At 59.3% G+C, this 21,982-nt stretch carries 17 protein-coding genes; 10 read left to right on the forward strand and 7 right to left on the reverse strand.

Annotated features, from left to right (window positions below; genetic code table 11):
- Positions 1-259 precede the first annotated feature (259 nt).
- Positions 260-745: a GNAT family N-acetyltransferase gene (locus tag PG888_RS19865; RefSeq protein WP_139409253.1), complete on the forward strand. Its 486-nt coding sequence runs from the start codon at positions 260-262 to the stop codon at positions 743-745.
- 123 nt (positions 746-868) lie between these two features.
- Here the strand turns inward: PG888_RS19865 and eno are convergent, their stop codons facing one another.
- From eno to rlmD, 5 genes are all read right to left on the reverse strand, one after another.
- A complete protein-coding gene (gene eno, locus PG888_RS19870) occupies positions 869-2,170 on the reverse strand; it encodes a phosphopyruvate hydratase (protein ID WP_042063085.1) in 1,302 nt (433 codons plus the stop codon).
- An 88-nt stretch (positions 2,171-2,258) separates the two neighbouring features.
- Positions 2,259-3,896, reverse strand: coding sequence for a glutamine hydrolyzing CTP synthase (gene pyrG, locus PG888_RS19875; RefSeq protein WP_058052499.1), 1,638 nt, complete (start codon positions 3,894-3,896; stop codon positions 2,259-2,261).
- Positions 3,897-4,037: 141 nt separating this feature from the next.
- Positions 4,038-4,835 carry a nucleoside triphosphate pyrophosphohydrolase gene (gene mazG, locus PG888_RS19880; protein WP_270694122.1) on the reverse strand — a complete coding sequence of 266 codons (798 nt, stop codon included), beginning with the start codon at positions 4,833-4,835 and terminating at the stop codon, positions 4,038-4,040.
- 180 nt (positions 4,836-5,015) lie between these two features.
- Positions 5,016-7,229, reverse strand: coding sequence for a GTP diphosphokinase (gene relA, locus PG888_RS19885; RefSeq protein WP_042063087.1), 2,214 nt, complete (start codon positions 7,227-7,229; stop codon positions 5,016-5,018).
- A gap of 292 nt (positions 7,230-7,521) precedes the next feature.
- Complete coding sequence (gene rlmD, locus PG888_RS19890; protein WP_270694121.1) at positions 7,522-8,844, reverse strand: 23S rRNA (uracil(1939)-C(5))-methyltransferase RlmD; 1,323 nt, start codon at positions 8,842-8,844, stop codon at positions 7,522-7,524.
- Positions 8,845-8,997: 153 nt separating this feature from the next.
- Here rlmD and barA point away from each other — a divergent pair, with 153 nt between their 5' ends.
- The 7 genes from barA (at position 8,998) to galE (ending at position 18,015) form a co-directional block, all read left to right on the forward strand.
- Positions 8,998-11,715 carry a two-component sensor histidine kinase BarA gene (barA, locus tag PG888_RS19895; RefSeq protein WP_270694120.1) on the forward strand — a complete coding sequence of 906 codons (2,718 nt, stop codon included), beginning with the start codon at positions 8,998-9,000 and terminating at the stop codon, positions 11,713-11,715.
- Positions 11,716-11,804: 89 nt separating this feature from the next.
- The gene (locus PG888_RS19900; RefSeq protein ID WP_042063090.1) at positions 11,805-12,284 is read left to right on the forward strand and encodes a DUF1456 family protein; all 480 of its coding nucleotides are present in this window, start codon (positions 11,805-11,807) and stop codon (positions 12,282-12,284) included.
- A 34-nt stretch (positions 12,285-12,318) separates the two neighbouring features.
- On the forward strand, positions 12,319-13,206 hold the full coding sequence (locus PG888_RS19905) for an N-acetylmuramoyl-L-alanine amidase (protein WP_270694119.1): 888 nt from the start codon (positions 12,319-12,321) through the stop codon (positions 13,204-13,206).
- A 169-nt stretch (positions 13,207-13,375) separates the two neighbouring features.
- Positions 13,376-13,843 (forward strand): Dps family protein, encoded by a 468-nt coding sequence (locus PG888_RS19910; protein ID WP_021229540.1) that lies wholly within the window; start codon positions 13,376-13,378, stop codon positions 13,841-13,843.
- A gap of 289 nt (positions 13,844-14,132) precedes the next feature.
- Complete coding sequence (hcp, locus tag PG888_RS19915; protein ID WP_270694118.1) at positions 14,133-15,782, forward strand: hydroxylamine reductase; 1,650 nt, start codon at positions 14,133-14,135, stop codon at positions 15,780-15,782.
- Between the two features lie 111 nt (positions 15,783-15,893).
- A complete protein-coding gene (locus PG888_RS19920; RefSeq protein ID WP_270694117.1) occupies positions 15,894-16,883 on the forward strand; it encodes a hybrid-cluster NAD(P)-dependent oxidoreductase in 990 nt (329 codons plus the stop codon).
- Positions 16,884-17,001: 118 nt separating this feature from the next.
- Positions 17,002-18,015: a UDP-glucose 4-epimerase GalE gene (gene galE / locus PG888_RS19925; protein WP_151287387.1), complete on the forward strand. Its 1,014-nt coding sequence runs from the start codon at positions 17,002-17,004 to the stop codon at positions 18,013-18,015.
- 70 nt (positions 18,016-18,085) lie between these two features.
- On the opposite strand, the gene PG888_RS19930 is transcribed toward galE, so the two are convergent.
- Positions 18,086-18,799, reverse strand: coding sequence for a phosphatase PAP2 family protein (locus PG888_RS19930; protein ID WP_270694115.1), 714 nt, complete (start codon positions 18,797-18,799; stop codon positions 18,086-18,088).
- Positions 18,800-19,057: 258 nt separating this feature from the next.
- Here PG888_RS19930 and mpl point away from each other — a divergent pair, with 258 nt between their 5' ends.
- Together mpl and PG888_RS19940 are read left to right on the forward strand one after the other, a co-directional pair.
- Positions 19,058-20,428 (forward strand): UDP-N-acetylmuramate:L-alanyl-gamma-D-glutamyl-meso-diaminopimelate ligase, encoded by a 1,371-nt coding sequence (gene mpl, locus PG888_RS19935; protein WP_042063094.1) that lies wholly within the window; start codon positions 19,058-19,060, stop codon positions 20,426-20,428.
- A complete protein-coding gene (locus PG888_RS19940) occupies positions 20,425-21,036 on the forward strand; it encodes a flavin prenyltransferase UbiX (RefSeq protein ID WP_270694113.1) in 612 nt (203 codons plus the stop codon). Before mpl ends, PG888_RS19940 begins: the two co-directional genes overlap by 4 nt.
- 68 nt (positions 21,037-21,104) lie before the next feature.
- Here the strand turns inward: PG888_RS19940 and PG888_RS19945 are convergent, their stop codons facing one another.
- Positions 21,105-21,719, reverse strand: a complete 615-nt coding sequence (locus tag PG888_RS19945) for a TetR/AcrR family transcriptional regulator (protein ID WP_270694112.1) — start codon at positions 21,717-21,719, stop codon at positions 21,105-21,107.
- Positions 21,720-21,982: the final 263 nt, after the last annotated feature.

Here is a 21,982-nt window from a genome sequence, read left to right on the forward strand (position 1 = left end):
TTAGGGCATGCTGTCGTGGCAAGCCCTCCAATGCCATATCGGCTCTTGAAGCTGGCTGAGGGTCATGGGTAATCAGGAAAATCATTTACATATATCAGCAAGGGCAGCTAACAAGCCCGTAGGTTCGATTAGCGAAGCGTAATCGGACGTTCGCGGTCACAATATTTCGTGATAGCACCAGTTGTCTTTGAGACCGACGTTCAGATGGCCTCTTTATTCACCTGTGGCTTTGCTGGCGTAACACATCCCAAGGAGATTTATGAAGCCAGACTTAATCGGCACTCGGGTTGTACTGCGCACCATTGGCCCGCAGGATGCTGCCGATCTGTTCGAGATTTATGGCAATCCGCTGACCATGGAGTTTGCCTCTGATCCCTGCTTTACCTCTCCCGCCATGGTGGCGCAGTTGATGGCGAGCGTGGTGCGGCTGGAGCAAACGGGGGAGTCGCTGGAGTGGGCGATTGTCGAGCGAGAGGGCAACAAGGTGATCGGCACCTGCGGCCTGCACAGTTTCAGCGAGGCGGGTCGCTGCTGCGAGGTGGGCTGTCTGCTTAATGCGGCCTATTGGCGCAGAGGGTTTATGTCGGAAGCGCTGGGATTGCTGTTCGCCCACGCGAGCACGCTGGGAGTCACCCGCCTCACCGCAGATATCGATGCAGATAACGTCCGCTCTATCGCCCTGTTTAAAAAGCTGGGCTTCAAGGCGCATGCAGGGCGCTATCAGCGCATGCAGCCCTTTGTCTGACCCGAGACCAGAGGCACTACGCCCTCGCCTCTCGGGCCGTTGTGGCAAGGATCAGACATAAAAAAACCGGAACCCAAGGGTTCCGGTTTTTTTCATTCCAGCCGAGGCTGGCAAACCAGCAAATTAAGCCTGGTTTTTAACTTCTTTCAGACCGCGGAAAGGAGCTTTTGCACCCAGAGCTTCTTCGATACGGATCAGCTGGTTGTACTTGGCAACACGGTCAGAACGGCTCATGGAACCGGTCTTGATCTGGCCAGCAGCGGTACCAACAGCCAGGTCGGCGATGGTCGCGTCTTCGGTCTCACCGGAGCGGTGGGAGATGACGGCAGTGTAGCCAGCGTCTTTGGCCATCTTGATGGCAGCCAGAGTTTCGGTCAGGGAACCGATCTGGTTGAACTTGATCAGGATGGAGTTGGCAACGCCGTTGTCGATACCGCGCTTCAGGATCTTGGTGTTGGTTACGAACAGGTCGTCACCCACGATCTGGATTTTCTTGCCCAATTCAGCAGTCTGGTAAGCAAAACCGTCCCAGTCAGATTCGTCCAGGCCATCTTCGATGGAGACGATCGGGAACTTGGTGGTCAGGTCAGCCAGGTAGTCAGAGAACTCGTTGGAGGTGAAGATACGACCTTCGCCTTTCAGGTTGTACTCTTTCTTCTCTGCGTCGTAGAACTCGGAAGCAGCACAGTCCATCGCCAGAGTGATGTCGGTGCCCAGCTTGTAACCGGCAGCAGCAACGGCTTCAGCGATCACTTCCAGCGCTTCGGCGTTGGATTTCAGGTTAGGAGCGAAACCACCTTCGTCACCGACTGCAGTGTTGTAGCCCTTGGACTTCAGCACTTTGGCCAGGTTGTGGAACACTTCAGCGCCCATGCGGACAGCTTCTTTCAGGGTCTTGGCGCCAACCGGCTGGATCATGAACTCCTGGATGTCGACGTTGTTGTCGGCGTGCTCACCACCGTTGATGATGTTCATCATCGGCAGCGGCATGGAGTAAACACCAGCAGTGCCATTCAGCTCGGCGATGTGGGCGTACAGCGGCATGCCTTTGGCAGCAGCGGCAGCTTTGGCGTTAGCCAGGGAAACAGCCAGAATGGCGTTGGCGCCGAACTTGGATTTGTTCTCGGTACCGTCGAGGTCGATCATGATCTGGTCAACAGTGGCCTGGTCCTTGGCATCTTTACCCAGCAGAGCTTGAGCGATCGGGCCGTTTACGGCTTCGAGGGCTTTCAGCACGCCTTTACCCAGGAAACGGCTCTTGTCGCCGTCACGCAGTTCCAGCGCTTCGCGGGAACCGGTAGACGCGCCAGACGGAGCGGCTGCCATACCAACAAAACCACCTTCCAGGTGAACTTCGGCCTCAACGGTCGGGTTACCACGGGAGTCGATGATTTCACGACCGATCACTTTAACGATCTTGGACATGTGTATTTCCTCAGGTTTCGTAAAAAAACAACAAAAATATGCCAAAAAAAGCGGCTGTGGCACAGGCCCCAACCGCATTTATTTTAAATTACTTCAAATTACGCTTCTGATACTCGCCTGCCGCCTTCACAAAACCGGCGAACAGAGCGTGGCCATCACGGGGAGTTGAGGTGAACTCCGGGTGGAACTGCGCGGCCACGAACCAGGGGTGATCCGGGATCTCGATGATTTCCACCAACTTCTTGTCGGCGGAGAGACCGGTCACTTTCAGACCTGCCGCTTCAATCTGCGGCAGCAGCTTGTTGTTTACTTCGTAACGGTGACGGTGACGCTCGTAAATGGTCGGGCTGCCGTACATCTGACGCACCTTGGAATCTTCGACCAGGTGGCAGAGCTGGGAACCCAGACGCATGGTACCGCCCAGATCAGACTTCTCGGTACGGGTCTCGACGTTGCCCTCTTCATCCACCCACTCGGTGATGAGGCCGACGACCGGATACGCGCAATCTTTCTTGAATTCGGAGGAGTGAGCCCCTGCCATGCCCGCAACGTTGCGAGCGAATTCGATCATGGCAACCTGCATGCCGAGGCAGATACCCAGGTAAGGGATCTTGTTCTCGCGGGCATACTGGGCAGCCAGGATTTTGCCTTCCACGCCACGCTCACCGAAGCCACCCGGTACCAGGATCGCATCCAGACCTTCCAGCAGCTCGAAGCCACGGGTCTCGATGTCCTGGGAGTCGATGTACTTGATGTTGACGGAGAGACGAGTCTTCAGACCACCATGCTTGAGTGCTTCGTTGACGGACTTGTAGGCATCCGGCAGGGATACGTACTTGCCGACCATACCGATGGTCACTTCTGCAGTCGGGTTGGCCTCTTCGAAGACAACCTGTTCCCACTCGGACAGGTCGGCTTCTTTGCACTCCAGACCGAAACGCTCGGTGAAGTAGGAGTCCAGATTCTGGGATTTCAGCAGTGCCGGGATCTTGTAGATGGAGTCGACGTCTTTCATGGAGATGACGGCGCGCTCGGGCACGTTGCAGAACAGGGCGATCTTGGCGCGCTCGTTGGCCGGAATGGCGCGGTCGGAGCGGCAGATCAGCACATCCGGCTGGATACCGATGGAGAGCAGCTCTTTGACGGAGTGCTGGGTCGGCTTGGTCTTCACTTCACCGGCAGCAGCCAGGTAAGGAACCAGCGTCAGGTGCATGAACATGGCGTTGTTGCGGCCCACTTCGGCAGCCAGCTGACGAATGGCTTCGAGGAACGGCAGGGACTCGATGTCACCCACGGTACCGCCCACTTCGACGATGGCAACCTGATGGCCTTCGGCACCGGCAATCACCCGCTCTTTGATGGCGTTGGTGATGTGCGGGATAACCTGAATGGTGGCGCCCAGATAGTCACCACGACGCTCTTTACGCAGTACGTCGGCGTAGATACGGCCGGTGGTAAAGTTATTGCGACGGGTCATCTTGGTGCGGATGAAACGCTCGTAGTGGCCCAAATCCAGATCGGTTTCGGCCCCGTCCTCGGTTACGAACACTTCACCATGCTGGGTCGGGCTCATGGTGCCCGGATCCACGTTGATGTACGGGTCCAGTTTCATGATGGTCACATCCAGACCACGGGCTTCCAGAATGGCTGCCAGAGAAGCTGCGGCAATGCCTTTGCCGAGGGATGAAACAACGCCACCAGTAACAAAAATATATTTGGTCGTCATGCTGAACCTGAAAGAAGTTTAGGGAATTTTAAGGGGTGCTTCGGGGATGAAGCAGGACGGGGAAACAGTATACCAAAAACCCCTCTCCCAAACAATGAGCAAAAATCTATCAGGCTCACCGCCCCCCCATCTTGCGCCAAATCAACTTTGCTCGGTTTCCTTGGCCCGATCCCAGGCGGCATCGAGCTTTTCGAGGGTGCAATCGGTCATTTTCAAGCCTTCTGCGGCGATAAACTGCTCAACCTGACGAAAACGACGTTCGAACTTGGCATTGGCGCCCCGCAGTACCTGCTCCGGATCCTTGCCCAGATGACGCACCAGATTGACGGTGGCAAACAGCAGATCGCCGAGCTCATCGCTCACCCGCGCCTCGTCCACATCGGCCATCAGCGCCTCTTCCATCACCTCGTCGATCTCTTCGTGGATCTTGTCCACCACCGGCCCCAGCGTCTTCCAGTCAAAACCGACGGTGGCACAGCGTTTCTGAATTTTGGCGGCGCGGGTCAAGGCCGGCAGCGCCTGCGGAATGTCATCCAGCACGCTCTCTTTATCGAGTGCCGCGCGCTCTTTGGCTTTTTCTGCCTCCCAGTTCGCTTTTACCGCCTGCTCGTTGGAAAGATCTGCATCGGAAAACACATGGGGATGACGGCGAATCAGTTTTTCGCTCACCGCGTCGACGATATCGGCAAAGTCGAACAAGCCGCGCTCTTTACCCAGCTGGGCGTAGAACACCACCTGAAACAGCAGGTCGCCCAACTCCCCTTTCAACCCCTGCCAATCCTCAGTCTCGATGGCATCGGCCACTTCGTAGGCCTCTTCCAGGGTGTGCGGCACTATGCTCTGGAAGTCCTGTTTCAGATCCCAGGGACAGCCGTTTTGCGGATCGCGCAGACGAGCCATGATGTCGAGCAGTTGAGAGAGGTCGTAACGTTGAGACATGGGCTACTCACTTTCGATTCGTTAAAGGGGGATAAAGCGACATCACGCCGCGCAGCCGAGCAATATCATGTCGAGCAGTTGAGAGAGGTCGTAACGTTGAGACATGGGATATTCGCTTGTTGATTCGTTCAAAAAGGGTCGGAAATGCAGACCGGCCACAGGGGCCGGTCGGTTCGATAATTACAGCCGCTTGGCGCTGATCACGTCGTTAAGCTGACTGAGCTTGGCCAACGCCCGGTTGAAGGCGTTGATATTGTAAATCTCCAGCTCCATGTCGATCTCGGCGGTCTGCTCGCGCACATTGGAGCGCGAGCGCACCCCCATCACGTTGATCTTCTCGTTGGCCAGCACGGTGGTGATATCGCGCAGCAGGCCGGAGCGGTCGTTGGAGATGATCCGGATGGTGAGGCCGTAGCCGCCGGAGTAGTTCTCGCCCCACACCGCATCGATCAGCCGCTCCGGATTGCGCCGTGACAGCTCCTTGAGCTGCTCGCAATCTTCCCGGTGGATTGAGACACCGCGCCCCATGGTGATGAAGCCCTGAATGGAGTCCCCCGGGATCGGCTGGCAGCAGCGGGCGATATGGGTCATCAGGTTGCCGACCCCTTCCACTACGATGTGATCCTTGGGCTTGTGGCGCATCGGCGCATTGGCCTTCTGCTCCAGTTTCTCCAGCAGGCGACGATCTTCCTCTTCCGCCGTCGGCTTGTTATAGCAGGTGTCGAGATAGTTGAGCACCTGGTTGATGCGGATATCGCCGCTGCCGATACCGGCCAGCAGATCGTCGGTGCTCTCCAGATTGAAGCGCCGCAGCATGTTGCCCTTGTCGATCTTGGACATGCTGAGGTTGTGGCGATCCAGCTCCTTCTCGAACAGCTCGCGACCCGCCACGATATTCTTGTCCCGATCCAGCTTTCTGAACCAGGTCGCCACCTTGGCCCGCGCCCGGCTGGAGCGCAGGAAGCCGGAGTTGGGGTTCATCCAGTCGCGGCTCGGGTTCGGCTCTTTCTGGGTGATCACTTCTACCTGATCGCCGGTCTGCAGCGCGTAGGTAAACGGCACGATGCGGCCGTCGATCTTGGCGCCGATGCAGCGGTGGCCGATCATGCTGTGGACGTGATAGGCGAAATCGAGCGGGGTGGCACCCGCCGGCAGGTCGATCACATCCCCTTTCGGGGTGAAGACGTAGACCCGGTCCTCGAACACCTGACTGCGCAGATCCTCGAGCAGGGAGCCGCTCTCGGAGAGATCCTCCTGCCAGGCGAGCAGCTTGCGCAGCCACTCGATCTTGTCTTCGAAGGTATTGGCCTTGCCGCCAGCCTGCGCGCCTTCCTTGTAACGCCAGTGGGCAGCGACGCCGAGTTCGGCATCCTGATGCATCTGGTCGGTACGGATCTGGATCTCGACGGTCTTGCCCTCCGGCCCCACCACAACGGTGTGGATGGACTGATAGCCATTGGGTTTGGGGTTGGCGACATAGTCGTCAAACTCGCGGGGAATGTGGTGGAACTGGGTATGCACGATACCGAGCGCCGCATAGCAATCCTGCAGCCGCTTGGTCACTACCCGCACCGCGCGCACGTCGAACAGCTCGTTGAATTCGAGGTGCTTCTTCTGCATCTTGCGCCAGATGCTGTAGATATGTTTCGGACGGCCATAAACCTCCGCTTCCACCCCAGCCTCTTTCAGGCCATTACGCAGGGATTGCACAAACTCGCGAATGTAGCGCTCGCGATCGAGCCGCTTCTCATCGAGCTGTTTGGCGATCTGCTTGTAGGTATCCGGGTGCAGGTAACGGAAAGCGAGATCTTCCAGCTCCCACTTGAGCTGGCCGATCCCGAGACGGTTGGCGAGCGGCGCATAGATGTTGGTGATCTCCTGGGCCATCAGCACCCGGGTCTCTTCATCTGCCGTCTTTGCCTCACGCAGGCAGGCAATTCGCTCCGCCAACTTGATCACCACGGCGCGCACATCCTCGACCATGGCGAGCAGCATGCGGCGCACGTTGTCTACCTGCTCAGGCGAGGTTTCACTGCGATGGAGGGTCTGCAGGGAGCGGATGGCTTCCATCTCCAGCACCCCCTCCACCAGCTTGGCAATCTTGGAGCCGAAGTCTTCGTCCATCCGCTCCTGGCTGATGAGACCGGCTTCGACGAAGGGGTAGATGATGGCCGCCTTGAGGGTACCGATATCCATGCTGAGCATCTGCAGGATGCCCACCATTTCAATGCCGCGCACCAGCAACTTGCTGGTCAGCGCCTCGTCACCGAGCGTCAGACAGTACTGGTAAACGGTTCGCAGCTGATCCTTGTCACTGTCACTCAAGGAGAGCGAGCCGACCCACTCCTCCAGGGTGAAGTTGTCTTTCAAATGAATATCGCGAACCGCAACCATGGTATCAATCCTTTAAATTATCGGGCCGAAAGCTGTCACTTTCTCCCTCTCATGAGATTGCCTCAAATGGGGATATCCGGCGCGCTTTTCAAGGCATATTGTCCAGAAAGACAATAGAGCGCGCCGACAGGCCCTGCCGAACGACAAGGGTCTAGATTACCCCAATCACATCTGATCAAACAGCCGGATGACCAATCAGGCATCGCCAAACTGATGAGTCATTTACTCCCGTTCAAACAGCGCCATGGACTCCAGATGACCGCTGCTACGGAACATCTGGATACCCCGCAGCCTAGATCCGTTCAAACAGTGCCATGGACTCCAGATGACCGGTGTGAGGGAACATGTCGAGCATGCCGAGGCGCACCAGACGGTAACCCCCTTTCACCAGCACCTGACTGTCCCGCGCCAGGGTGACCGGGTTACAGGAGACGTAGACCACCCGCTTGGGTGAAAGTTTCACGACGTGCCCCATCACTTCCAGCGCGCCAGGGCGAGCAGGATCCAGCAGCACCAGATCGAACCCTTCCCGCGCCCAGGACATGCCGACGATGTCATCGCTCAGATCGGCCTTGTAGAAACGGGCATTGCTGATGCCGTTGCGACGGGCGTTCTCTTCGGCCCGCTGCACCATGGCCAGTTCACCTTCCACTCCCACCACTTCGCGAGCCTGACGGGCCAGCGGCAGGGTGAAGTTGCCGATACCGCAGAAGAGATCGAGCACCTTGTCATCCTTGCTCGCCCCGAGCCATGTCAGCGCCTGCTCAACCATGCTCTGGTTGATGGGGCCGTTGACCTGAATGAAATCACCGGGAGCAAATGCAAGAGACAGGCCATCCAGCGAGTAGGATGGGGAAAATTGTTGCTGCAGCGCTTCGATGCGTTCATCAGCCGCCTGCAGATAGAGGTCGATCCCCTGCGCTTTGGCAAACGCCACCAGCAGGGCGCGATCCGCCTCATTGGGGCGGCCGGTGTGACGCAGCAGCATCATGATCCCCTGCTCGGCCTGGATAAGCTCGGCATGGCCCAGCTCGCGCTGGCTCTTGAGGCGATTGAGGCACTCACGCAGTGCCGGGATCAGCGCAGAGAGCGGCTCGGCCAGCACTGGGCAACCGTCGATCTCCACCAGATCGTTGCTGTTGCGGCGGCGGAAACCGACCCGGGTGCAGCGACCGTTCTTGTCAAATTTGATGGCCAGGCGACAGACCCGGCGATAGGCGCGATCTTCACCGGTCAGTACCGGCTCCAGCGCCGGCGCCTTGATGTTGCCCAACCGCTCGAACAGGCTGACCAGCCCGGCCGCCTTGGCCGCTTGCTGATCGGCAACCGACATGTGCTGGGCACTGCAACCGCCGCACTCGCGATAGTGGCTGCAAAAGGGGGCGATACGATTGGCCGCTGGGGTCACCACCTGTTGCAAGGCGGCGTGACCATACTGTTTTTTCTCTTCGGTGATGCGTGCCTTGACGGTCTCGCCGGGCAGAGCCCCTTCGACGAAGATCGCCTTGCCCTGATGGCGACCGATACCGACGCAGTGGTGATCGAGGGTGTCTATCGTAAATTCAATGCGTTGGAGCTGGGTGGACTTCTTTTGGGGCTTGAAAAACTGGGCCATAAAACTTGGTGCCTATAGGTGGCTATGTCATGATTGTGGAATCTGCTGCCGGGTATTGTCCCACAAGAATAATAGTATGACCAAATACGGCCTGAGAGCCCGTGCATTGCCATCAACCCTATCGCCAACCCTGTTCACTGGTGGCCTGTTCGTATGACCAAATATGGCCTGAGAGCACGCGTTCTCGCCTTCACCATTCTGCCGACCCTGATCATCGGTGGCCTGATGGCCGGTTACTTCACCTTCCACCGCTACCAGCAGCTGGAAAACAACCTCATTGATCAGGGGATCAACATCATCGAACCGCTGGCGATCGCCAGTGAATATGGCATGACCCAGCACAGTCGCGAATCCCTCAAGCGGCTGATTGGCCTGACCCATCGCAAGAACTCCCCCTTCATCAAATCCATCGCGGTCTTCACCCAGGACAACCAGCTGTTCGTCACCTCGAACTACCACCGGGATTTCACCCGGCTCAGACTGCCCGATGGCGAGCCGATTCCGGATCTGACCAGCGTGACGTTTCAGGGGGACGACATCATTTTGCGCACCCCGATCCAGGCCGAAACCAGCCTCGATGGCTTTCCGCTGCCCAGCGATGTAGAGCCGCCGATGATCGGCTACATCTCGATGCAGATGGCGACCGATCGGGCCATGCTGCTGCAGTACCGCGACACCTTCTTTGCGGTGATCATGGTGCTCATCGGGGTTGCCTTCAGTACCCTGTTTGGTTTCCGTCTGGTCAAGAGCGTGACCCAGCCCATCACCAACATGGTGCAGGCGGTGCACAAGATCAGGGAGGGGCGGCTCGATACCCGGGTCAGCGGCGAGCTGACCGGCGAGCTGGATATGCTGAAAAACGGCATCAACGCCATGGCCAAGGCGCTCTCCGAATATCACGAAGAGATGCAGCAGAATATCGATCAGGCCACCTCGGATTTGCGCGAAACGCTGGAGCAGATCGAGATCCAGAACGTCGAGCTCGACATGGCCAAAAAACGGGCGCAAGAGGCGGCACGGGTCAAGTCGGAGTTTCTGGCCAACATGTCCCACGAGCTGCGCACGCCGCTCAACGGCGTTATCGGTTTTACCCGCCAGTTGCTGAAAACCAGCCTGACCCCGAGCCAGACCGACTACATGCAGACCATCGAGAAGTCGGCGCGCAATCTGCTTGGCATCATCAACGACATCCTCGACTTCTCGAAGCTGGAGGCGGGCAAGTTGCAGCTGGAGCATATCCCGTTCAGCCTGCGCGACACTCTCAACGAGACCATGCACCTGCTCGGCCCCAGCGCCCACGACAAGCAGCTGGAACTCTCCCTGCGGGTGGATGCCGACGTGCCGGACTCCCTCACCGGCGACCCCATGCGGCTGCAGCAGGTGCTGACCAACCTCGCCGGCAACGCCATCAAGTTCACCGAGCAGGGCAACGTCGATGTCCATATCGAGCAGATAGGCAGCGGCAACCACAAGGTGAGACTCAACATCCGGATCCGCGATACCGGTATCGGCATCTCGCAAGAGCAGCAGCGCCAACTGTTCCAGGCCTTCAATCAGGCCGACTCCTCCATCTCCCGCCGTTATGGCGGCACCGGTCTTGGCCTGGTCATTACCCAGAAGCTGGTGCAGCAGATGGGCGGCCAGATCCGCTTCGAGTCGGAGCTGGACAAGGGCTCGATCTTCTCGTTCAGTCTCGATGTGGAGGTCTCACCCCTGCCCCAGACCGATCAACTGCCGCTGGATCGGATCCGTGGCAAACGGCTCTGGCTGCTGGAGCCGGATCCCTTCGCCCAAGCTTCCCTGCTCGCCCTGCTGGCGGAGTGGCAGCTCGACGTGCAGCCACTGACCAGCGATGACCCCTGGCCCGAAATGAGCGAGCAGGAGATGGTGATCATCGGCAGCAGCACCCTGCATACGCCACAGCAGGTGATCGGCCGCCTCGACAGCCTGAGCGGCCTGCAGCAGAACACCATAGTGCTGCTCAGCAGCCACGAGCCGGCGCTCTACGAGGCGATGCTGGCCCACGGTGCCCAGCACTGCCTCTCCAAACCGGTCAACCACCGCAAGCTGCTGCACGCCCTGCTCTCGCCCGAGGCGAGCCGCCAGAAGCTGCCCGCCCAACCCGCGCCGCGCCAGTTGCAACCGATCAAGGTACTGGCGGTGGATGACAACGCCGCCAACCTCAAGCTGATCGCCGCCATGCTCAAGGAGATGGTGAGTCAGGTGGTGGTGTGCAAGAACGGCAAGGAGGCGGTCAAGCAGGCCCAGAGCCAGCCGTTCGACATCATCTTCATGGATATCCAGATGCCGATCATGGATGGCATCAGCGCCACCCAGGCGATCCGCAACCAGTCACTCAATACCACCACCCCGATCGTGGCGGTGACCGCCCACGCCATCCCCGGCGAGCGGGAGCGGCTGATCCGCCAGGGGATGGACGACTATCTGGCCAAGCCCATCGACGAGACCATGCTGGCCCAGCTCATCACCGACTTTGCCTATCGTCGCCACCAGAATGACGGTGCTCAGCAGATAGACTGGGCGCTGGCGGTGCGGCAGGCGGCGGGCAAAGAGGATCTCGCCAAAGAGATGCTGACCATGCTGCTGGCCAGTTTCGACGAAGTCGAGCCGGTGCTTGATAGCGCACTGGCTGGCGAAATTGAAGATAGCGAGGTGCTGGCCCAGCTCCACCGCCTCAACGGTGGCTGTGCCTATTCCGGGGTGCCGGGGCTGCAACGGCTGCTCTCCCAGCTGGAGCAACAGCTGCGCGACGGCGTACCGGTCAGCGAGCTGGAACCCGAGCTGCTGGAGCTGCAAGATGCGCTGGAACTGGTGCGCCAGGAGGCGCCCCGCTATCTCGGTAAGGCTTGATTGGCTTGACCCGAACTGTACCGGCCCCCGCTTTTTCTGACGCGAGGGCCGCCAGATGGTAAAGTTGCGCCGTTTACACAGGAGTCAGCATGACCAACAACGATATTCTGCGCCGTCTGCGCTACGCCCTCACCATCAGCAACGACGAGATGGTCGAGATGTTTGCCAAGGGCAACCTGACGGTCACTCACGCCCAGCTGCACAGCTGGTTGATGAAAGAGGCGGCGGAAGGTGAAGAGCAAGAGGCAGGCTATGTCGCCTGTCCCGACTCGGCCCTGAGCCAGTTCCTCGATGGCTTCATCATCGCGCGCCGTGGTGTGCGGGAAGATGCCCCGGCCCAGGTGATCCCGAACCGGATCAACAACAACATGATCCTGCGCAAGCTGCGCATCGGCCTCAACTACAAGGAAGAGGACATGCTCGGCACGCTCAAGCTCGCCGACTTCAACCTCTCCAAGTCCGAGCTCAGTGCCCTGTTCCGCTCCAAGGATCACAAGCACTATCAGGATTGCGGGGATCAGATCCTGCGCAACTTCCTGATCGGCCTCACTGCCAAGTACCGCAGCTAACCAACAGCGCAACTGACCGGGCAGGGCCTTCGACATGTGCCAGCGACTCACTCCCCCCACGCTCAGCAGACTGGCTGTGGCAGGGGGATGGCGCTGGCGCTGTCTTCTTCCCCTCTTCTTTCTGCCACTAGTTCTGCTACTGGGCGCCTGCACCCCGTCCGAATACCAGCTCTCGACCCGCTATCAGAGCGCCAACCAGAACGAGCGGATCGCCTTTCTGATCCTCCACTACACCGACGAAGATGATGCCAACTCCCTGCGCCTGCTGACCGAGCCGGAGCACAAGGTGAGCGCCCACTACCTGATCCCCCGCGATAACCACGAGACCCCGCTACCGGTCTATCAGCTGGTGCCGGACAGTGCGCGCGCCTGGCATGCAGGGCGCAGCCGCTGGCACCAATATGCCGGGCTCAATGCCAGCTCCCTTGGCATCGAGATCGTCAACCTCGGCTATCCAGCGGAAGATGAGTCGTTGGCCCCCGATGCCCGCCGCTGGCAACCCTATACCCCGCAGCAGATTGCCGCCGTCGGCGCCCTCAGTCGGGAGCTGGTCGCCCGCTACCGCATTCCACCGACCCAGGTGCTGGGCCACAGCGATGTCGCCCCCGAGCGCAAGCAGGATCCCGGCCCCCACTTCCCCTGGCGCCAGCTCTATCTGACGTACGGGGTCGGCGCCTGGCCCGATGAAGATCGGGTAGCCGAGCTACTGGCCAGCCCCTTGCCCGACTGGGATGCGGCAATGTGGCAACAACAGCTGGCCCGCTATGGCTACGGCCTACCCCAGACCGGCCAGTGGGATGAGCAGAGCCGCGCCGTCATGCGCGCCTTTCAGCTCCACTTTCGCGCCAGCAAGGTCGATAGCGAAGCGGACCGCGAGTGCCAGGCCATCCTGATGGCGCTGCTCGAAAAATACTTCCCCTAATCCTCATCCATTGTCCCCGCTGCTGCGTACTGTTTGATAGCCGTTAGCTATCAAACAGTTAGGCACAAGCAATTGTCCCTGCATTTTGCAAGGCGTTATTCTGACTGGGTTTCGAAAGACAAGTTCCAAAAGAGAATTTAAAACCGATTTCCAAATCTGGAGGTGAATGATGAAAAGCCCGATTGGTCTTGATACTGCTCAATCACAAGCCCTGGCAGCCGAGTTGAACAAATTGCTGGCCAGCTACCAGATCCTCTACATGAACGTGCGCGGCTTCCACTGGAATATCCGTGGCAACCAGTTCTTCGAACTGCACCTGAAATTTGAAGAGATTTACAACGACCTGCTGCTCAAAGTCGATGCGCTGGCCGAGCGGATCCTGACGCTGGACGGGGTGCCGATGCACAGCTTCAGCGACTACCTGAAAGTCTCTGCCATCCCCGAGCAGAAAGGGCTGCACGATGGCCGCGCCTGTGTCGAATCCCTGCTGGAGAGCTTCCGCGAACTGCTGGTCGCCCAGCGCCGCATTCTGGGTCAGGCCGCCGAAGCCGGTGATGAAGGCACCGCCTCCATCCTCTCCGACTATGTGCAACAGCAGGAAAAACTGGTCTGGATGCTGCGCGCTTATCTGGCCTGATAGTGAACCAAGCCAGCTACAGCATACGTATGCTTGCTTGAGTAAGTAGCGGGCTGGGGGCACCTGACCAGACCCCGGCCCAACCCGCTTGATTGTTATGTTCTGTTGCAAACCTGAGTTGTCTCTCCTTTTATCCACCCGCTTGCCGCCCTGTTTGGGCGGCTTTTTTTATTTTTGATCTGCATCAAGGGAATCTTAATTGGCAAATTGAATGTCTATTAAGTTTTTCACGAGGGGAATAGAATCGCCACAAAACAAACAACTGAAATGTCCAATTAGGAGAGACATGATGTTTTGTGTGCAATGTGAACAGACAATTCGTACCCCAGCTGGCAACGGCTGTGCCTACGCACAAGGTATGTGCGGCAAGACGGCGGAAACCTCGGATCTGCAAGATGTGCTGATCTATACCCTGCAGGGACTCAGCGCCTGGGCGCTGGCCGCCCGCGAGCAGGGCATCATCGACCGCGAGATCGATGCCTTCGTGCCCAAGGCCTTCTTCGCCACCCTCACCAACGTCAACTTCGACTCGAATCGCATCGTGGCCTACGTCAATCAGGCCCTTGCCTATCGCCAGCAGCTGGCCGATCGTCTGGCCGCCATGGCGGTGCAGGTCAACGACTTGCCGCAATCCGCTCACTTCGAGCCCGGCGCCGAGCTGCTGGAACAGCTCGCCAATGCTGCGCCAGCCGCCCCCAATCGGGGCAAGAACGAGGTGAATGAAGACATCATGGGGCTGCGCCTGCTCTGCCTTTACGGCCTCAAGGGCGCGGCCGCCTATATGGAGCACGCTCGGGTGCTGGATCAGCAGAGTGACGAGGTGGCCGCCGAATTCCACCGCATCATGAGCTGGCTCAGCACAGACCCGAGCGAAATGGGTCGGCTGTTCAACTGTGCCATGGAGATCGGTCAGCTCAACTTCAAAATCATGGAGATGCTGGATCTCGGTGAAACCAGCGCCTTCGGCCATCCGGAACCGACCCAGGTCAGAGTCACCCCCATCCCCGGCAAGTGCATTCTGGTCTCCGGCCACGACATGATGGATCTCAAGCTCATTCTGGAGCAGACCAAGGGGACCGGCATTCATGTCTACACCCACGGCGAGATGCTGCCCGCACTGGCCTATCCCTTCTTCAAGCAGTACCCCCATCTGGTGGGCAACTACGGCTCCGCCTGGCAAAACCAGCAGAAGGAGTTTGCCAACTTCCCGGGCGCCGTGGTGATGACCTCCAACTGCATCATCGACCCGAACGTGGGCAACTACAGTGACCGCATCTTCACCCGCTCCATCGTCGGCTGGCCGGGCGTCACTCATCTGGAGGGGGATGATTTCTCCGCCGTGATCGCCAAGGCTCTGGCACTCGATGGCTTCAAACACACCGAGCTCGAGCACTTCATCACCATCGGCTTTGCCCGCAACGCCCTGATGCAGGCCGCGCCCGCGGTGATTGAGAAGGTCAAAGCCGGGGAGATCAGCCACTTCTTCCTGGTGGGTGGCTGTGACGGCGACAAGGCCGAGCGCGCCTACTTCACCGAGTTTGCCAAGGCAGCGCCGCGCGACAGCCTGCTGCTCACCCTGGGTTGCGGCAAGTACAAGTTCAACAAGCTCGACTTTGGCGACATCGGCGGCATTCCGCGCCTGTTGGACGTGGGTCAGTGCAACGATGCCTACTCTGCCATCCAGCTGGCACTGGCGCTCTCCGAGGCGTTCGAGTGCGGGGTCAACGATCTGCCGCTGACGCTGGTGCTCTCCTGGTTCGAGCAGAAAGCCATCGTCATTCTGCTCACCCTGCTCTCCCTTGGGGTGAAAGACATTCGTACCGGGCCGACCGCCCCCGCCTTCCTCACCCCAGCCCTGCTCAAGGTGCTGGAGGAGCAGTTTGGCCTGAAAGGGACCACCACGGCCGAGGCTGACTTGGCCGAGATCCTGGCGGCCTGATCGGCACCTCATGTTGTAAGCGTTTGGCGAGCCGCCCGGCTCGCCTTTTTTCTGGATCCGGCTTTTCCATCAGACGTTTTTCAACCCGTTTCAAACATAAGGAGCCTTGTGATGACCTCTCTCACGCTCACCTGCATTGGCCGCCAACAGAACACCCACGACGTAGTGAGCTGGCAGCTGGCGCCGCTTTCTGGCAGCCTCCCTCCCGTACTGGCTGGCCAGTGCATCACCCTGCATACCGAGATCGACGGCCAGCCGGAGTGCCGCGCCTACACCCTCTCCTCCAGCCCGCAGGATACGTGCTGGCAGGTCACCATCAAGGATGTGGGACGAGTCTCCCGCCATCTGCACCAGACCTTGCAGGTGGGTGATCAAATAAGGGCTGATGGCCCGTTCGGCGATTTCAACCTGACCGCCCTGCCCTGCGAGCGGCCGCTGCTCTTGAGCGCTGGTTCCGGCATCACCCCCATGTGGGCCATGCTGCGGGACGAGCTCGCCAAACGGCCGGACGCCGATATCCGCTTTATCCATAGCGCCCGCTCGCCGGAGGATGTGATCTTCGCAAACGACTTGGCTGCGCTGGCTGCGGCCAATTCCGGCGTGCGCCATGCCCTGATTCTGGAAGAGGCCCCAGCAGATCACCCCTGGATTGGCCGACTCACCCCCGCCATGCTGGCCGAACTGACCCCTGATCTGCACGAGCGCCATGTCTATCTCTGCGGCCCCACCCCCTATATGGCGGCTATCAGCACCATGCTGGCGGAGCTGGGATTGCCACCGGAGCAGTTGCATCAGGAGTCCTTCGGTCTTCCTCCCGCAGAGCCCGCCATGACCACCAGCGACCACTTCTGGCTGACCCTGAAAAAGAGCGGCAAAAAGGTGAAGATTCTGCCGGGCCAGACCCTGCTGGCGGCGCTGGAAGCAACGGGCGAAACCATGATGGCAGCTTGTCGCGCCGGCGTATGTGGCGCCTGCAGGTGCTCCACCGAGGGGGATATCGAGCGCCAGAGCGTGATGACCCTGAGTGCGCAGGATCTGGAGAGCGGCGTTGCTCTGGCCTGCTCCTGCACCGCGACAGGGGATATCAGTCTCGATTATTGAGCCGTGGTGAAGGCTTTCTTGAGCAGTAACGAAGGCTTCATTGGCATCCCAAGCTTTTCCAGAGCAGACAGGACGGGTAGACTCTGCCCCCAGTTTCACCAGAACACGGGATAAAAAAATGACAATACTGGTCACAGGGGGCGCCGGCTATATCGGCTCCCACACCCTGGTTGAGCTGCTCGGCGCGGGGCAGCAGGTCGTGGTACTCGACAACCTCTCCAACTCCTCACCGGAGTCACTCAAGCGGGTCGAGCAGATCACCGGCAAACCGGTCACCTTCGTCGAAGGGGATGTGCTGGACAGAGCCTGCCTGCAGCAGCTGTTTGCCAACCACCAGATCGAATCGGTCATTCACTTCGCCGGCCTCAAGGCGGTCGGGGAGTCGAGCCAGATCCCGCTCACCTACTACCAGAACAACATCAGCGGTACTCTGGTGCTGTGCGAAGAGATGGCCAAGGCGGGCGTGTTCCGGTTGGTGTTCAGCTCCTCGGCTACCGTGTATGGCGATCCCGCTTCGGTGCCGCTACGGGAAGATTTCCCCACCAGCGCCACCAACCCCTACGGCCGCTCCAAGCTGATGGTGGAAGAGATCCTGCGCGACGTGTCCAAATCCGATCCGCGCTGGGCCATCGTACTGCTGCGCTACTTCAACCCGGTCGGCGCCCACGAGAGCGGCCTGATTGGTGAAGATCCCAACGGCATTCCCAACAACCTGCTGCCTTATATCAGCCAGGTGGGTGTCGGCAAGCTCAAGGAGCTGGGGGTATTTGGCAACGACTATCCAACGCCAGACGGCACCGGCGTGCGCGATTACATCCATGTGGTGGACTTGGCCATCGGCCACCTGAAAGCACTGGCGCGCATCAAGCGCGACACCGGCGTCTTCACCTACAACCTGGGTACCGGTCAGGGCTACTCGGTACTGGAGATGGTCAAGGCGTTTGAAGCGGCCAGCGGCCGACCCATTCCCTACCAGATCAAACCCCGTCGCCCGGGCGACATCGCCGAGTGCTGGGCAGAGCCGACGCTGGCCCGTGCTGAGCTGGGCTGGCAGGCAGAGCGTGGTCTGGAGCAGATGATGGTCGATACCTGGCGCTGGCAAAGCAACAACCCGAACGGCTATCAAGGCTGATGCTCTAGCGGGCTGATAACAAAACGCCCCGACATCAAGATGTCGGGGCGTTTTATTTTGCGTTGTTCAATCAGTGGGTCTGGCAGTGGGTCTGGCTGCGCAGCAACGGCAATGGTGCGAGATAGGGAACGATTCGCGCGATCAGCCGATCCGCCAGCGGGGTCAGCAGTAACCAAGGCAGGCAGAGGGTCGCCAGCCCCAGCGCGCCAACATAGACATCGGTAAACCAGTGGGCGCCCGCCAGAATGCGCGGCGCGGAAAAGATCGGCACCATCAGCAATGCACTGACACCGGCCCAGCGCGGCAGATAGCGCAGGGCAAAACCGGCGAAGATCATCAGGAACAGGGCGTGATCCCCCGGGAAGCTATCGCCGGAAGAGTCCTTGGTCGGGATCGCACTGAGATGGGTGACTCGCAAGGCGTCGCTCACCATCAGAGTCGGGCTGGGGCGCTCCACCGGCAGTTGATGACCAAGCTGATTGATCGCCAGCGCACTCATCAGCATCACAATGCCCATCGCCACCAGCTGGCGACGACCAGCAATATCACGGGCAAAGAAACAGCGAGCCAGGATCAGCCCCATGCAGGCGAGCACCGCCAGATCGAACAGCCGGTTATTGGTGATGGCCACCAGATCCGCCCACAACGGCGACTGCCCGAGCCAGCCGTTAACGGTATGAAAAATCGCGAGGTCCCACTGATCCCAGGGACCATGAGCGGGCAGCGCAGCCCAACTGATGGCCACCAGACCACCGACCAGATAGCAAAGCAAGAACTTGCCCATGGAGACTCTCCGTTGGAAAAGTGCGATATGGTAAAACTGTAGGGTGCGTCACAAAACCGAAGAATTGTAAGAAAGTGCGACACAATATCAAGCCTCAAATAAAGCCGTTCCACCCATTACTGTCTCGCACGCCCGAACTGTGACAAGATTTCTGCTTCCTGTGCCGCATCTGTGGGTCTCTCACCATGAGTGCGGCTTGTGCCACCACCGCAACACCCCCTAGAATGCGCACTTCCCTTTACTGCGAAAGGAAGCGGTATGCATATTCACATTCTCGGGATCTGCGGCACCTTTATGGGTGGTCTGGCGGTGTTGGCAAAACAGCTTGGTTACCGGGTGACCGGTTCGGATGCCAACGTCTATCCCCCCATGAGTACCCAGCTCGAGCAACAGGGCATCGAACTGACCGAAGGCTATGACCCCTCCCAACTCGATCCGGCGCCGGATCTGGTGGTGATCGGCAACGCCATGAGCCGCGGCAACCCCTGTGTTGAATATGTGCTGGACCGCAATCTGCCCTATATCTCCGGCCCCCAGTGGCTGCTGGAGCATGTGCTGCAGGATCGCTGGGTACTGGCCGTTGCCGGCACCCACGGCAAGACCACCACCGCCAGCATGCTGGCCTGGGTGCTGGAGTACGCCAAGCTGGAGCCCGGTTTCCTCATTGGCGGCGTACCGGGCAACTTCCCGGTCTCCGCCCGCTTGGGCTCCGCCCCCTTCTTCGTGATCGAAGCGGACGAGTATGACTGCGCCTTCTTCGACAAGCGCTCCAAGTTCGTCCACTACCATCCGCGCACCCTGGTGATGAACAATCTGGAGTTCGACCACGCGGACATCTTCCCGGATCTCGCCGCCATCCAGCGCCAGTTCCACCACCTGATGCGCACCGTGCCGAGCAACGGCCGGGTGCTGTTCCCGCAAGCCGATGACAACCTCACCGCCGTACGCAAGATGGGCTGCTGGAGCGAAGTGGAGCTGGTGGGTCAGGACGACGCCAAGTGGAAGGCGGTCAAGCTGGCCGATGACGGCTCCGCCTTCGAGGTATGGCTGGATGGCGAGAAGCAGGGCGAGGTGCACTGGGAGTGCATCGGCGAGCACAACGTCAACAACGGTCTGATGGCCATCGCGGCCGCCCGCCATGCCGGTGTCATGGTGGAGCACGGCATCGCAGCCCTCTGCCAGTTCAAATCCCCCAAGCGGCGGATGGAGCTCAAGGGCGAGGTGGCTGGCATCAGCGTCTATGACGACTTTGCCCACCACCCCACCGCCATCGAGACCACCCTCGGCGGTCTGCGCGCCAAGGTAGGCGGCTCACGTATTCTGGCGGTGCTGGAGCCTCGCTCCAACACCATGAAGCTGGGGGTTCACAAGGAGGAGCTGGCAGGCTGCTTCGATGGCGCCGACGAGGTGTTCTTCTTCCAGCCGCCCAACATTGGCTGGGATCTGGGGGAAGTGACCGCCCACATGACCCGACCCGCCAAGGTATTCAACGATCTGGAGACCCTGATCAACCGGCTGGTGGCCGAGAGCCGCGATGGCGACCATATTCTGATCATGAGCAACGGCGGCTTCGGTGGCATTCATGACAAGCTGATCGCCCGCCTCAAGGATTACCACGGCGAACTATGAACAAAGCGATCACCCTGGCGCTGACCGGTGCCTCCGGCGCCCCCTACGCCCTGCGCCTGCTCCAGTGTCTGGTGCAGGCAGACTATCGGGTCTACCTGCTCGCCTCCTCTGCGGCCAGAGTAGTACTCAAGACCGAGCAGCAGCAGGAGTGGCCCGGCTCGCCGAAAGAACTCTCTGCTTATCTCTGTCGCGAGTATGGCGCCGTCGATGGGCAGATCGTGGCCTGTGGCAAGGAGGAGTGGTTCTCGCCGGTCGCCTCCGGCTCGGCAGCGCCCAAGCAGATGGTGGTCTGCCCCTGCTCCATGGGCACCGTCTCGGCCATTGCCAACGGCACCTCAGACAATCTGCTGGAGCGGGCGGCGGATGTGGTGATCAAGGAGCGCGGCCAGCTGATCCTGGTACCCCGCGAAACCCCCTTCTCGGCGATCCATCTGGAGAACATGCTGAAACTGGCGCGGCTCGGGGTGACCATCATGCCTGCCGCGCCCGGTTTCTATCATGAGCCGAAAAGTATCGAGGATCTGGTGGACTTTATGGTCGCCCGCATCCTCGATCATCTGGGTGTCGAGCATGAACTGACCCGCCGCTGGGGCTATGGCCACGGCTGAGCTAGCCAGACAAACTGGATAAAAAAAGGCGCCCCTCGATGAGGGGCGCCTTTTTTCGTTAAGCCGTATCAGCAAGCCTGAATAGGTGCCGTCACGTACTTGAACAGGAAATCAGTCACCTCTTCGCGCGCCGGGCGCTGGGGTTGATTGATCATCTGCATCATCACATAGCCAAAACCGGTCAAAGAGCGGGCAAGATCCTGTGCCGACAGCACGCTGGTGATCTCCCCTGCATCCATGGCGGTTTGCAGCTCGCAGGCGATCAGCTCAAGGCACTGATCGAGCAGCCGGGTATAGCGGGGCCATACCTCTTCCCGAACCGATGAACTCCACTCCAGCCAGATACCGGCATAATCCGGTTGATCGTAGGCGGCATCGACAGAGAGGCGCACATGACGCTGGATCTTGTCGAAAATGGAGTCCTGGTCACCGTATGCCTGCGACAGCATCTGGTTCACAAAGCGTTCGATCTCGGCCAGCACCTCATCTACCAACTCCTCGCGGGTGTTGAAATAGTTGAAGACGGTAGCCACAGAGACCTTGGCCTGTTCGGCAATCTCGGCGTGACCGGCACGGCCAATGCCGCGACGGGAGAACACCTCGATGGCACATTCCATCAATTGGGAGCGACGAGCTTCCGGCGACAGCCGGGTACGACGTCTTATTTCTGCGCGTGGTTCCATAGTTTTTATCATCTAATAGTTATTGATTATGGTGTTTATAGTATTTTAACTAATCATGCCTGAGTGCCTGCTAACTCTATCAATTAAAATAAGCCGATAAAAGCACCACGTATCTCTAGCACCCTTCGACATCAGGGCGAGAGCGTGAACATATTGTTAAATTGACTTCAATTCAGCCAGCCCTGCATCCAATACCTTTTCCAGATATGGGCTGCTCATGCCCGCAAATTGCTGCTTCTTCCGCAAGCTTGCCTTACGGCTGG

This window comes from Aeromonas sp. QDB23 (assembly GCF_027707745.1).
Lineage (GTDB): Bacteria > Pseudomonadota > Gammaproteobacteria > Enterobacterales > Aeromonadaceae > Aeromonas > Aeromonas allosaccharophila.

Coding starts and splice junctions, on each gene's coding strand:
- pyrG (WP_058052499.1), bottom strand. CDS start 3,896: ATGACGACCAAATATATTTTTGTTACTGGTGGCGTTGTTTCATCCCTC.
- PG888_RS19910 (WP_021229540.1), top strand. CDS start 13,376: ATGAAAAGCCCGATTGGTCTTGATACTGCTCAATCACAAGCCCTGGCA.
- PG888_RS19900 (WP_042063090.1), top strand. CDS start 11,805: ATGACCAACAACGATATTCTGCGCCGTCTGCGCTACGCCCTCACCATC.
- PG888_RS19920 (WP_270694117.1), top strand. CDS start 15,894: ATGACCTCTCTCACGCTCACCTGCATTGGCCGCCAACAGAACACCCAC.
- mpl (WP_042063094.1), top strand. CDS start 19,058: ATGCATATTCACATTCTCGGGATCTGCGGCACCTTTATGGGTGGTCTG.
- relA (WP_042063087.1), bottom strand. CDS start 7,229: ATGGTTGCGGTTCGCGATATTCATTTGAAAGACAACTTCACCCTGGAG.
- eno (WP_042063085.1), bottom strand. CDS start 2,170: ATGTCCAAGATCGTTAAAGTGATCGGTCGTGAAATCATCGACTCCCGT.
- PG888_RS19865 (WP_139409253.1), top strand. CDS start 260: ATGAAGCCAGACTTAATCGGCACTCGGGTTGTACTGCGCACCATTGGC.
- barA (WP_270694120.1), top strand. CDS start 8,998: ATGACCAAATATGGCCTGAGAGCACGCGTTCTCGCCTTCACCATTCTG.
- rlmD (WP_270694121.1), bottom strand. CDS start 8,844: ATGGCCCAGTTTTTCAAGCCCCAAAAGAAGTCCACCCAGCTCCAACGC.
- hcp (WP_270694118.1), top strand. CDS start 14,133: ATGTTTTGTGTGCAATGTGAACAGACAATTCGTACCCCAGCTGGCAAC.
- PG888_RS19945 (WP_270694112.1), bottom strand. CDS start 21,719: ATGGAACCACGCGCAGAAATAAGACGTCGTACCCGGCTGTCGCCGGAA.
- PG888_RS19930 (WP_270694115.1), bottom strand. CDS start 18,799: ATGGGCAAGTTCTTGCTTTGCTATCTGGTCGGTGGTCTGGTGGCCATC.
- mazG (WP_270694122.1), bottom strand. CDS start 4,835: ATGTCTCAACGTTACGACCTCTCTCAACTGCTCGACATCATGGCTCGT.
- PG888_RS19940 (WP_270694113.1), top strand. CDS start 20,425: ATGAACAAAGCGATCACCCTGGCGCTGACCGGTGCCTCCGGCGCCCCC.
- galE (WP_151287387.1), top strand. CDS start 17,002: ATGACAATACTGGTCACAGGGGGCGCCGGCTATATCGGCTCCCACACC.
- PG888_RS19905 (WP_270694119.1), top strand. CDS start 12,319: ATGTGCCAGCGACTCACTCCCCCCACGCTCAGCAGACTGGCTGTGGCA.